This window comes from Rhizomicrobium sp., from assembly GCA_037200045.1.
GTDB lineage: Bacteria > Pseudomonadota > Alphaproteobacteria > Micropepsales > Micropepsaceae > Rhizomicrobium.
The window spans coordinates 81,267-94,278 of the sequence record JBBCHM010000001.1 but is presented as its reverse complement, the minus strand read 5'-3'; the positions used below and the strand labels follow the sequence as shown (position 1 = coordinate 94,278).

At 60.4% G+C, this 13,012-nt stretch carries 8 protein-coding genes; 6 read left to right on the top strand and 2 right to left on the bottom strand.

Features of this window, described 5'->3' with window-relative positions; all coding sequences use genetic code 11:
* Window position 1 precedes the first annotated feature (1 nt).
* Window positions 2-2,566 (bottom strand): ATP-binding protein, encoded by a 2,565-nt coding sequence (locus WDM86_00380; GenBank protein ID MEI9988470.1) that lies wholly within the window; start codon window positions 2,564-2,566, stop codon window positions 2-4.
* 184 nt (window positions 2,567-2,750) lie between these two features.
* On the opposite strand from WDM86_00380, the gene WDM86_00375 reads away from it, so the two are divergent.
* The 3 genes from WDM86_00375 (at window position 2,751) to WDM86_00365 (ending at window position 5,558) form a co-directional block, all read left to right on the top strand.
* Window positions 2,751-4,304 (top strand): Fic family protein, encoded by a 1,554-nt coding sequence (locus WDM86_00375; protein ID MEI9988469.1) that lies wholly within the window; start codon window positions 2,751-2,753, stop codon window positions 4,302-4,304.
* Window positions 4,305-4,419: 115 nt separating this feature from the next.
* Entirely contained in the window at window positions 4,420-4,896 is a 477-nt protein-coding gene (locus tag WDM86_00370) for a hypothetical protein (GenBank protein ID MEI9988468.1), read from the top strand.
* 86 nt (window positions 4,897-4,982) lie between these two features.
* The gene (locus WDM86_00365; GenBank protein MEI9988467.1) at window positions 4,983-5,558 is read left to right on the top strand and encodes a hypothetical protein; all 576 of its coding nucleotides are present in this window, start codon (window positions 4,983-4,985) and stop codon (window positions 5,556-5,558) included.
* 291 nt (window positions 5,559-5,849) lie between these two features.
* On the opposite strand, the gene WDM86_00360 is transcribed toward WDM86_00365, so the two are convergent.
* Window positions 5,850-7,814, bottom strand: coding sequence for a hypothetical protein (locus WDM86_00360; protein ID MEI9988466.1), 1,965 nt, complete (start codon window positions 7,812-7,814; stop codon window positions 5,850-5,852).
* Window positions 7,815-8,033: 219 nt separating this feature from the next.
* Here WDM86_00360 and WDM86_00355 point away from each other — a divergent pair, with 219 nt between their 5' ends.
* From WDM86_00355 to WDM86_00345, 3 genes are read left to right on the top strand one after another with little or no spacing between them, the layout of a single operon-like run.
* Window positions 8,034-8,708: a hypothetical protein gene (locus WDM86_00355; GenBank protein MEI9988465.1), complete on the top strand. Its 675-nt coding sequence runs from the start codon at window positions 8,034-8,036 to the stop codon at window positions 8,706-8,708.
* Window positions 8,705-11,116 (top strand): Hsp70 family protein, encoded by a 2,412-nt coding sequence (locus WDM86_00350; protein ID MEI9988464.1) that lies wholly within the window; start codon window positions 8,705-8,707, stop codon window positions 11,114-11,116. Before WDM86_00355 ends, WDM86_00350 begins: the two co-directional genes overlap by 4 nt.
* The gene (locus WDM86_00345) at window positions 11,106-12,971 is read left to right on the top strand and encodes a hypothetical protein (GenBank protein MEI9988463.1); all 1,866 of its coding nucleotides are present in this window, start codon (window positions 11,106-11,108) and stop codon (window positions 12,969-12,971) included. The genes WDM86_00350 and WDM86_00345 overlap by 11 nt, the downstream gene beginning before the upstream one ends.
* The last annotated feature ends 41 nt before the right edge of the window (window positions 12,972-13,012 follow it).

Genomic DNA, 13,012 nt, shown 5'->3' with positions numbered 1-13,012 from the left:
CCTAAACTCCTTGCGCGATGCCGAACTTCATGTCGGCTGGAACCGTGTTGAGCTGATGAGCGAGCGCTTCGCGTATCTTCTGGGCCGGCGCACTGAGCGTGACCTCGAAGCCGCTATCCGCGATGCTGATGATGTTCGGAATGGTGACCGCGAGACCGCGGATGACATTGGCGACATCGTTTTTGGCGGGAAATGTTTTGTTCTTGAGAATCTTGCGGCATTCCTCGGCGATCAGCGTGCAGTTCAGAGCGTCCGGCCGGTCGGGGTTCTCCTTGGTGATTTGGTCCAGCGCCTGGATCAAGGTGTCGAGCTGCAGTTGAAGCTTGCTTGCCAAAGACTTTTGGAGCTGCAGCACCCAATCGGCTACCGCATCCGGATCGTGCAGCGCAAAGATCGACTTGAACGCGCCGAGGTCGAGGGGACCGTATCCAACGGTAAGCATAACCAGGGCGGCCAAGTCTTTGGCACGGATCGGTGTGACCCCGCTCGCGGCGGCCTCCTTTTGCAGAGCGCCTTCTGCGAAATCCGGGGCAACGACCAAGGCGTAGTTCGCGCCCGCATCGATGCGGTGCCGTGCCAAAGTCGAAAAGCCGACATTGTGCGTCGATGCTTTGCCCCTTGCCGACGACTTCGCGTCATAAGTCATGCTGTACGCCTGTCGCACATCACCGCTGCCGCTTGAGGCCGCCGTGATGTTTGCGGTTGCGATGCCTTCGGGCTGCCCCGACTGGCCAAGCCGTTCGACGGCGAAGCCGATATGTTCCAGTGCGTCGCCGATGATACGTTCGAATCCCTTCTCGTGATTAGTTGCCTCGACCAGCATGGACGCGATCTGCGCTGCGGAACGTCGCCCGACCTGGGCCACCAGGCGGTATGTGCGCTCGCGGTAATCGGAAATCTCCTTGATGCGGTCATCGGAAATGCCGATGTCGGCCATGAATGCTTCGGTGAGCAATTCGACAAAGGCCGTGTCGCGCAAGAGCCTGAGCTGTTCGTGCGTGGTGCCGTGTTCACGCGCAAACGGATGGCTCTTGTTGACGATCACGCTGCGGGTGGCGAGGTCGTAGGTGACGAGGCGGTCTTCCCTTGCGCCGTCCTTCAGGACGACTTCACGGATCGCGTCTTTCGGCGGGCTGGCTTCCCATTCGCGTTGGGTTTGGGCAAAATCGCTAACGTGAGTCGTGTCGACGAACCCCGGTAGCGTTCCGTAGAGACGTTCACCGACGACCCGCACTAGCGGTTCAAAAGGCACCGTGCCCCATTTTTCCGCGAGAACTGCGCCGGCATCCGGCCAGCCGGCTTCTCCGGCTGCGTCATGGACGCCGCGAGCCTTGTTGAACAGCTTCTTTAGGATGGCACGCACGATTTGCAGCTCGACGCTGTCGGCGATGCTCTCGCGGTTCACCGAAATGCGGTCGTCGAGGCCGTCGGCCCGTATGGTGGCGCGAAATTTCGCCCATGCCGAGTGGTTGAGGTTGTCGATCCCGAAATACGGGTCTTCCGGTTTGATGACCCGGCCGCGGACATTGACGAAGAAGCCGTTGGAAGCATCGACCCGGTCGCTCTTACCACCGGAGATGCGCGATTTGAAGATGCGCGCGCGGCCCGACACCGTGCCGAGACCTTCGATTTCCAAATGCGGATAAGGCGTGGCCTTCGCCACCACGGGGACGACGTTGTCTCCGATTTCGAGGGCATCGATGTCGAGCCCCGGTCCCAGGACCCATTCTTGCTGGATCGGAGCCGAGGATTTCGAGGAATAAAGAACGTCGTCATTGAATTTGACGCTGATCGTCGTTCCCAGCGGCAAAGCGGAGCGCAGGATGCGCTTGATCCATCCTTGCTGGAGATTCTGGCCGTCGTCCTTCAGGGCCGACAGAATTGCGAGGGTCCAGGTTCCCTTCGATTTCGCGGGGGCGATATCGGGGGTGCCAAACTCATTGTCATAGTCGGTGGCTGAGTTGAGCTTCGGGATGCCCGCCTCGATCAGTTCGAGGGCCGCGCGGCCGGCAACGCTCTTGGTCAAAAGCTGTTTGAGGTCGGCATGGCTGAGTTCGCGCACCGTGAGCGGCATTTTTTCGATGTGAAGCGCTGAGGACGCCGCCGCCTTGTCGATAACGCGGAAATCCATCGTGATCGCGCGGATTTTGCCGTCGGCGGCCTTGCAGATATGCGTGAGCTGGTTGGCGAGGATGTAGGTCGCAAGTTTGCCGACACCGAACTTGCCGATTTGCTTTCGGCCGTGGAGTGTCGGGGCCTCGCGTTTGTTGGAGGTCGCCACGGACCAGAGCGCACGAAACCCGTCGATGTTCATGGACTGGCCGTCATCCAGAACCCAGATCGCGGCAGTGGAGGCGGTCAAATCGTCGGGAATGCCGATATAGACGGCTTCGGCGCCGGCATCCCAGGAGTTTGAGACCAGTTCTTCGAAAGCCTTGTTCGGTGACGAATAGAGATGCTCGCTAAACAGATTCAAAAAGCGCGGGCCGATATTGACGTCGATTTCACCGACCGCGTGGCCGACGGTGGCGATGTCGTCCTTTGGGGTTTCAGTGTCGGTCGCCACGGCTGCTCTTCTTTTTTCTGGATTGCTGAGATTGGCAGCCCTTGCGCATTACCACTGGTTGCAGTGGCGCCTCTCGGCTGGAACTCGCCAGCCCTGAGTCCTTAGTCATAATATTTCATGCCGGCAATCAAATTCTACCGATTTTTCACTTGCACTCCGTCTTTTTCACAGGTAATTGTTTTTCATGGCAAGCGAGAAATTACATCAATTTTCAGGCCCGGTTACGGTTTTTCATGATCGCCGCCTGCCGGAGCAGGCGACCCCTGTCGGCTATGCCGCGCTCATCGACACCTACGGGCTACCGGTGCCTATCCCACGAACCCTATCCGCCATCAGCGAGCGTCACCGCACCCTCCAGGCCGACGACTGGCGGATTCTCACACCCCGGCACGCGCCCGAGCCCACGCTTGAAGGGCACCTGACCTTCGCTCTGAAATATGAGGGGCTCGATTTGGCCGTCCTCAAGCGGCTGTTTAGAGCTTGTTCGGCGAACGATATTGCCGAGATCGTCCGTAAGACGCCGACCGGAAGTTATGCTCGACGCCTCTGGTTCCTTTACGAGTGGCTTCTCGGGAGCACCCTTGATCTGCCGGCCGCGGAGAAAGGCTCCTACGTCCTAGCCGTTGATCCAGACCTACAGTACCCCGCAGCCACCGGCAAAAATTCGCCGCGCCATCGCGTGCGGGACAACCTGCCTGGGACGTCCGAATTTTGCCCACTCGTGTTTCGAACGCCGGCCCTCGAACAATTTGCCAGCCTCAATTTGGCCGAGCGCGCACGCAGTGTCATAGCGGATGTTCCAGCCGATCTTCTGGCGCGCACCGCGTCCTTCCTTCTGTTGAAGGATTCGAGGTCCAGCTACGTCATCGAAGGGGAACACCCGCCCCAGGATCGAATCCAGCGCTGGGGCCGCGCCATAGGTTTAGCCGGCAAGGTCCGCCTTGATGTGGACGAGCTATCGCGGCTGCAGAAAATCGTCATCGGCGACAGTCGCTTTGTACATCTGGGCTTGCGCAAAGTCGGAGGCTTCGTCGGCGAACATGATCGCGACAGCCGCGTGCCCATACCCGACCATATTAGCGCCAGCCCGGAGGATCTACCGCCCTTGATCGCAGGTATGGTTGCGTTTGATCGTGGGGCCGTCGAAGAACTTGACCCCGTTATCGCTGCCGCGGCATTGGCATTTGGCTTCGTCTACACGCATCCATTTGAAGACGGCAATGGTCGACTGCATCGCTACCTGATCCATCATGTACTGGCGCATCGCGGGTTCAATCCACCGGGCGTTATTTTTCCGATATCGGCCGCAATTCTAAAGCACATCAACGAATATCGGGACGCACTGGAAAGCTATTCAGCGCGGTTGCTACCCGTCATTCAATGGGAGCCGACGCCAGACGGCAACGTTCACGTTCTCAACGATACGGCCGATTTTTATCGCTTCTTCGACGCTACTCCGCACGCCGAGTTTCTATATCGCTGCGTACAAGTCACGATCGAACAGGATTTGCCCGAAGAGAGCCGCTTTCTCCAGCGCTTTGACCAGTTCCGTGCAAAAGTGCAGTCGCTGATCGATATGCCCGATCGCACCCTCGATAATCTCTTTGGGTTCTTGCGACAAAATGACGGTCGCCTCTCCAATCGCGCCAGGCAAAAAGAGTTCAAAGCGCTTTCAGACGAGGAGGTGACAAACATCGAGAGCCTCTACGCAGACACGTTCAAGGAACACGGAGCGTGACACCGTATTCCACCGCCACTCCTGCGCTCCGGGTGTCACAGCCGATCCATGCTGCCACTGCTCTTCATTTCCGAAGATTGAAATTCGCTCGCTTGATGGGGCCTATGATGAGCGCATGAGACCGACACTGATCCTGCCCGTTCGAGAATTCTGCTACGCAGTCAAATCGAACCGATTGTTCGCAATCTTGGAGACCGCCTATCGCGACGCTGTCGGTTGCTCGGTCAGCCAGGCAGAGCGGGCCTCCTGGAATGGCAGTCTCCCACGTTTGAGTGGGCTTCTCGAACTCTGCGAGCTTTCGGACAGCGTTCTCGTGGGGCTCGAGGTGCAGCTACCTTATTATAGTGAGCGGATTGATGCCGTCTTGTATGGACAGGGCGCCGGCGGTCAGGCCTCACTTGTTCTTATCGAATTGAAGCAATGGTCGAACGTGGGCTCGTCGACTGATGGTCGCTTGACCATCATGATGCGAAACGGTCCCGTACAAGTCGTTCACCCGAGCCTCCAGGTCGATGGATATCGCCGTCACCTGTTGAACTTCGCTCGCGCCTTTCACAACAGACCCGGTGTGCAAATTGCGGGTTGTGTCTAGGGGATTTGCATTGCCCGATCGTTCTGACGACTAGGCGAGAGCATTTCATCGCAACTTTTGAAAGCCTGGAATCAGGGTTGATGATCTTGAGCAGGAAGCACGGCTCGAGACGCCCGATCCGCATCTTCTCACTTGAGCCTTGGGAAAGAGCTCAGATACGTGATTTTGCTCTTGGTAGCATGGAGACACTGAAATCCAATGGCAAATTCGAAGAGGCAAGTCGAGTAAGTAGTTTTGTCCAATTGCTGGACGACGGGACGGTGGCAGCGTTCTACAAGGACCTTTTCGCTCATCCCTTGTTTCTAAGATTGATCTTGGATGACGTCGCGGCCCATGGCGTGCGCCAAATCGGCCGAACTAACCTTCTTCTCGAATGGTCTCGCTTCAAAATTCGGCGAGACATTGAGCGCAAGGCGGTCCGATCGTCACAGGATTGGCAGTTTGACGCCGACTTCATCACCCGCGCCATGTTGTTTATGGAAAAAGTCGCTTGGGCGATGACTGCCGATGGGGGAAGGATTTTGACGGAGTATCTGGCGAAAAGCGCGTTTGAAAAAATCGCCCGAGCATCATTTCCGGAACAACCAGACGCCTTGATCACCGCGTTGCTCAATTCGCTACTCGTTCCGCGAGACATGTATGAAGATGCCGGATACCCCTGATCTTTCAGGACGAGATCGAAGCGTCCTTTCCCAGCGGTCCGGCACCGGCGGTCGTCGCCGAAGGAACCCCGATCCTTTCACTCGATCGCTTCGCGCTCATTGCGCGGACCCAGTAGGGTGCAGGGGACGACGTATCGTCGCCATCGTCCAAGCCGCGGAAAGTCGCGGATAGGGTTGAGCATTTCAGCTAACATATGACTAGGCGCGATCAGCAGCGCGCCGTGGGTGCAATAGGCGCTTAGCAATACCGCCCTCCGGCGGCTAGGTGGGCCATAGCGGAGCCAAATGGCGCTAAGCTCCCACTACCGGCTGCAGCGGTCGCTCGCGATGGGCGCGCAGCCAACTCTCGTTCTCCGCAAGCGCCTTACGGCCAAGAGCCGTCAAGATCGCCCGTCGACGCTGCTCCTTTTCCCGTTCGGCGCGCCCGCTCACCGCATTGTCGGCAAGCGCCGACCTCGCTGTCCTGAAGACATCGAGTGCGTCCGAGTAGCCGTGCAATTCCGCTTCCCAAGATAAAGCGTCTGCCAAGTAGCGGATCGCGCCCCCGATGGCAGCCGTGGAGATCAGCATAACCCCAATGACGGTTTCTGCCACATCCGGATCGACGGACAAGCGCGCGATACCAGTCGCGATGACCGCTCCGACGATCAGGGAGAGCAGCCATGTTTGGGGCTTGAGAAGTGGCTTGCCGACGCCGGTAAGATGCATGATTGCGCCGGGCCGCGATCGGGCGAGAAGGATCAGGACGACAAGCAGGGGCACTGCGGCCCCAATGAAGATGGTGGCGAGTATCGGTCCATCGCTTTGCCCGGCCATCGATAGCGGCCCTCCCATCCGTAAGACCTCCAAAACGAGCAAGACCGATGCTGCGCCCAAGCTGCTTAGAAAGAGAAACCAGCTCGACAGCTCTACCATGAGAAGTCGCCTTTCTCGCCGCGCTGTACGATCGCAGAAGAACGCGATCTGTGCGTCGATCCAAAGAGCTTCGGAGTCCGGGACGCGCCGGGGCGGTGCGAACAGCAATGTTGCCGCATCGATCATGGCGGCGATGGCCTGCCGAACCAGTCCGAGCGAACCTTGTCCGCGAGCCAGGTAGTGCGCATCGACGCGGTGATCGGGTCCCGCTAAGCCAGCCTCCCACCACGCGATTTGAACGCGCAACGCTTCGGCGACGGCGCGATAATCGTCAGCAATCGGCTGCCACAGCATGTGGCGGGCAATCAGGTAAAGCCCGATAGCCGCACAGACCAAGCCGACGTAAAAACCTATGCCCAAATATCCGTCATGTATATGAGCGCGCTCCACGTACACCTCCCATGACGTGACGGCCGCGGCGAAAAGGGCAGCGAGTATCGAGACCGACTGGCGCACGCGGGTTACGGCGCGAGCCTGCAGCCGCGTTACACTCGTGCGGCTGCTTCGCAGGGCTTGAGCCGAGTCTTGCGGGGCATTTGCGTCCGCCCGCCCACTGGCGGACTGACGATTGAAGAGCTCCAGAGCGCGGGGGAGCTGAAAGCATCGCCGGGATTGGAGTCGATCGTCCAAGCGATGTTTGCCGGCGCCGTCGAAGATCGCAAACGGCGTCGCTGGCGGCGTTGTGGGCATTGCAGCGAGATCGATAAGTAGCAGCGGCCTCGGATGCGCCATGTCGAGCGGCGATGGCGGTGTGAGGACCGCGCTGCGCTCCGTGACGTCGCAGGCCACCTCGTCCATCGAGCCAGTTACGCGGTAGCGGGCTATGCGCGCGGTCCCCCCGACGCGGCCGGGCATTTCGGATGCATCCATCACGGCGAGCATGAGCATCGATGCTCTCGCGATGAAGAGGCCCGACTGTTCGTAGTGCTGCGACCGGGACGGATTGGAGATGCCGGCCTTGCGATGGAGCGATTCCCGCGCAAACGGCACGCCCGAGGCTGGATCCAGAAGCGGTGGCAGGACGTAAGTTCGGACACGCTCATGTGCGAGCAGTGTGCGGAACTCGATTGCCGCGGCTTCATCAAAGTCTTCACAGTAAAGTTCAGCCGCCAAAGGCAAAACAGCCACCACGCTCCATCCGTTGCGTTTGAGCGCCTCCTGCGCGGCAATTCGGTCGGCGCCGACAGCCAGACTGCTCAGCAGCACCTTCGGCGTGTGCGGAAATTCCCGATCAAGGTGGCCGAAAATAGCGACCGTGGACCGGCAGACACCGGACGTGTTGCTTCCCAGCTCACGCTTGCCGGATACGCCGATCAGCAGAGATGTGGCATGCATTTGCATTGGCGAGCCGCCCTATCGCGATAGTCACGGTACAATGCGCATAGAATGTTCGCGTCCGGGACGAAAGAGATTTCATCGGGAATATATCGGAGTCGAGCACTGCAATGAAAGAATCTGGCGGATCAATCTGTTGATCTCGCAGGCACAGTAACCGCAAGTCGCCAAAAAGGTTTGCCTCCCTTACAACTATAGGGTTACAAAGTCATCGGAGGGCCAATTATGTCGGGCAGTGGCGCGCTTGTCTTAGGCCTGACGTTGCTGGTTGCGGGGGCCACCGCAGCTTGGTCGGTCTGGAGCTGGCGCAGGCTTAAACCGACTTTGTTTCCCCAGGCGGCGTCTGCCACCTCCGCCTCCACTTTTCTTCCCGACCGGATAGGCGCTTCCGGCATATTGAACCTTGCCAGCAGCTGGATCGAGGCGGAGGGCACGCCTGTTGGCCACTCGGCCGGCACCTGCCTCGGGCGCCTGCGCAAGAATCAGATTGCGATCAAGGATATCGACCAGCAGATCGCCAAGGCTCTGGCGACGGACGACGCAAGCTCGGTGCTGGCGCGCACAGAGGAGGGCTATGCCTATTTCGTCGTCGTTCCCGAGCGGTTCGAGAATGCGCGCGCGATCGGACGTTACGCGGGCTTCGCCAACGGCTGGGGGGAACATCTGCGCGCGCTCGAGGCGGAGCTGTCCCACCCGGGCGCGGAGGTCAGAATAAACGCCTTCACCCTATTTGTTGACTCCGAACAGGGCGACGCAGCCCTGTTTTTTTCCTTGGCCGAGGGCGGCTGCATCGTGGCGCCCCGAATGCTGGACACCTCTCCTTCGTCAGCGGCGGTACCCAAAGAGGCTCGCGCGGAGCGTGACGGCAAGCTGGTGATGGAATTTCAACTGGCCGCGTGAAGAAAGGCGACGATTTGCGAACCATCGACTTCGGCATCGACCTGGGCACGACGAATTCCGCCATCGCTCGGCAGATGGGCGTCCATACCGAGGTCATCGGAGCAGACGGCGATGTGTTGCTGCCCTCTATCGTGCATATCGGTGCCGATGGACAGGTGATGGTGGGCCGCGAAGCGCGGGCGCGCCGCGCCGACGATACCACCAACGTCGCGCAGGAGTTCAAGCGCCTGATGGGCACGGGCGAACAGGTGCCTTTCAGCAACGGCCGCAGCTACTCGCCGGAAGCGCTGTCAGCGGAGATACTCAAATCGCTGGTGAGGCGCGCCGAAGCAAGTTTCGGTTCTCCCATCGATGCGGCGGTCATCACAATTCCCGCAATGTTTCAGCTGCCGCAATGCGAGGCGACGCGCCGCGCCGCCGCCTTGGCCGGCATCGCGCAGGCGCCCTTGCTGCAGGAGCCCATAGCGGCGGCCATCGCCAGCGTCGGATCGGCGGAGCTGCGCGACGGCTACTGGTTGGTATACGATCTGGGCGGCGGAACGTTCGACGTATCGCTCGTACGCTCGCGCGGCGGGCGGCTCCAAGTCATCGACCATGACGGCGACAATCATCTGGGCGGCAAAGACCTCGACCGCGTGGTAGCCCGTCACGTGGTCGGCTTAATCCGCGCGGATGGCCGCATCGGAGCATTTGAGCGAAACGACCCGGTCTATGCAGAGACTTTCGGCCGCCTCCGACTGGAAGCCGAGCGGACGCGCATTGCGCTGTCGGATGCCGAGAGCGCCGATCTGCACGTGGAGGCGCCGGGACATGCGGCTTTCGCCGTTTCGATCGAACGCTCGGAGCTCGAGCGCCTGATCGAGCCGATTCTCGGGCGCACGGTCCAGATTTGCCAAGCAATACTCGCACGCAACCGCCTGCAGGCGGCACAGATGAACCGACTGGTGCTGGTCGGCGGGCCGACCCAGACGCCCTATCTAAAAACCTTTCTGGCCGCGCAACTCGGGATCGAGACGCGACATTATGTCGATCCCACCCAGGCCGTCGTGATCGGCGCCGCGATCTATGCCGCCACTCAGAAAGTCAACGTATCGCGCAGCGTCTCGAGCGAAGCTCTATCGGCGGAAATCGCCTATGAAGCGATGACGAACAATCCGCGGCCGATGATCGCAGGCAAACTGACCGGGCCACGTGGCCCCGGCGCGTGGCTGGTCGGTGTCGTGAAAGACGGTGAATCGGAACCCAGAGCGTGGTCCCCGGTTCGCGACAATGGCAGCTTCGCTCTGCAGCTCGACCTTGCCGAGAACCGGCTCAGCGCTTTCGAGCTGGTCGCCCAATGCGACGGCAAACGCCAGCCATTGACACAAGCCTCCTTTGTGATGGTGCATGGCACGACGATCGCCAAGCCGGTACTGTCTCAATCGGTGGGCGTCATGCTCGCGGATGGATTCGTTCGCTGGTATCTGCGCAAGGGCAGCGTGCTGCCGGCACGCATGTCCCAGACCCACGCCACGACCTTTCGCCTGGTTCGCGGTCAATCCGGGGTAGCGGTGCACGTTCCCCTGGTCCAAGGCGAGAGCGAGCAGGGCGACCGTAACACGGTGATCGGCGAAATACGCATCGCCGCCGTCGAGCTGTCGCGCGATCTGCCGGCCGGTTCGGAAGTACTGGTAACGCTCGGCGTCGACGAATATTCCACCACCCGCGCCGAGGCCTACATCCCGGCGCTCGATATGACATTCTCCGACATCGTCACATTCGGTCTGGCGACACAAAGCGGCGAAAAACTCCAAGACGCGCTCGAGGACCAGAAGAAGCGGCTATCGGAGCTCGAGCGTCTCGTGACTGGCCTCGAAGGACCGCAGAACGACGTCGACGAGAACGTCCAATTGATCGACGACCTGCTGAAGGACGGGGGCGCCGATGAGCGCCTGCAGGCCGGCGACCTATTGCGTAAAATGGCTTTGATGATCGATGCGATAGCGTCGGGCGATCGCGTGAGCGAACTGGCCCAACGGTTCCGGGATTCCCACGCCCGCTCGACCCAGCTGCTGCGCGACGGCGACAAGGAGATCGCACGCGAACTGGAGGCGATCACCAGCGAATTCTTCGACGCGGTCAACCGTTCCGATCTCGACATAGCCGCGGCGCGCCTGAAGGCCGCAGAGGCGGTGGAATGGCGCGTGCTCCAACGCGAGCCCTACTTCTGGCGCGATCTATTCGAAGACCTGTTGCTCAAAGTCCAGCAGAGTCCTCGGGCTGCGGAAGGCATCGAGCCCATAGAGGCGGGGAAGCAGGCCATAATCCGCAACGACCTGTCCGGCCTTATCGATGCTTGCTTCGCCCTGCTCCGCCTCTTGCCCGAGACTGTCGCCATACCAGCCGCCGTTATGTCCCATGTGGCGTGATCCCGACGCCCCGGCGACCACGACGGAAGCCCGCTCAGCGAGCATCTCGCCTGCGCTGCAGACCTTCGCGCTCAATCCCTTGCGCGTTCTACGCATCGCGGCAGGCACGACCACAACCCAAGCCGCTTTCGAGGCCGAACAGGCGGTGATCTTGTCCCGCGCCGACATGGCGCTCGACACGCCGGACTTGCTGCCGTGGCTGCCCCAGCCGGATCCGGTGGAAATGCAGCGCGCCGCCCAAACCATCGAAGAGCCTTTGCTGCGGCTTAAGAACGAATTTCTCTGGTTCGACCCGGCAGGCGATCCTCATGGCGCGCTGTTGGCGCGCATCCTGGCGGAGCGCAGCGACAGCTTGCTGTGCGATTATCTCGCCGCCATCCCGCCCCCGCCGAAAGACGATAGCGCCGACATTCCCGCACCGGTGAATATTGCTACGCGGATCAACGCGGCCAATCTAAATCTATTGGCGGCGGCCTGCCGCCTCAACGGCTGCTGGCCGGCCGACACAACGCCCGCCACAACGCCGCTCTCGGCAGGCAGCGGCCGGACTCCGGAAACGGCCGCCGTCAGACTGGACGTCCATCGCACGATTGCAGACGATCGCTCGCCGGACGTGGAAGCGATCCGTGCGCATTGGCAGGCGGGGCTCGAAGCTTGGGGCGACTTGCAGTCATCGCCGGCGCTGGTCAGCCACATCGCCGTGCGGATCGCAGCGATCGACGACGATTTCGTACAGCAGAACGACGCGGAGACCTTGGTCGCGAGCATCCGTGCGCATCTGGTCGACGTTTCGGCACAAGAGATCCGTGCGCTATTGCTTCGCAACCAATACGGCCTCGCGAGAGCGATGATCGCCGCGGTCGCGGCAGGCGGGCTCGACCTGCGCGAGCTGACGCCCGCAATGCGGCCGGTACGGCAAGTGATGCAGAATGAACTGACCTCGCTGGATCATCTGTTGAACGATGCCGGCACCGACAAGATCGAGCCGCTCCAGCGGTATCTGCGCCGGCTGGCCGTCATCCGTCGGCGCTGGCAGGCAACCGACCGCACGAATGTCCTCGGCCTTGTCGATCTGCTGGACAATGCCGCGGAGCGTGCGTTTCTCCAACTGCGGCGATGGGACAAGCCGGACGCACAGACCGACGCGATGCTGCAACAGATCAGCGCCAACTCCTTCGCCCAATCGCTGCGCGAAAGGATCGCATCGCTGCGCACGCAACAGAACCAGCAGCGCGAGCATGTCTGTTATTTTTGTCAGGAGAACGAGCCGGACTACGATCGCAGCGTCGTGTTGCACGGCAAGAGATTCGAAAGACAAACGCACAAATTCGGTCAGACCACGAACCACTATACGATAACCGACCGGCTCGTATTGCGTTGCGCGCGCTGCGCCAAATTGCACCAATATGTGCGGCAGATCGCCTTAGCGTTCATGTTGGTGCTGGGGCTCGCCATAGTCGCAGGCCTTTATGCGTGGGCAAGCATGCCTCCCACGGAGCCGCGGGCGACTGGCATGACATTGGAGGGTGCGGTGCACAGCGTTACGGCCGGCATCGCGAATTTCCCCACTGGGCGCCCCACGGCCGGCACTGGCGAGTTGGATGAAACAGAGCTGCGTTATTGCCTCGTCGCACAAATAGTCAATCACGCTATGTCCCAACGAATGGACGACATGAGGCTAAGCGACGTCAACACATACAATCTCAACGTCGACTTCTATAATGGATTTCTCGCCCAATACGATGCCGAATGCCTGCAACGGCAATACTTGATCGAAACGAAAGAGCAGATCAGCCCAGGCGTCGAGCTGAACCGCACCGTGATCGAAGAGAACGCGAGAGCGCTGATACAATGAGCAGGGCTGGTAACGTGCAAGCGGCGTCGACCCGTGGAAGG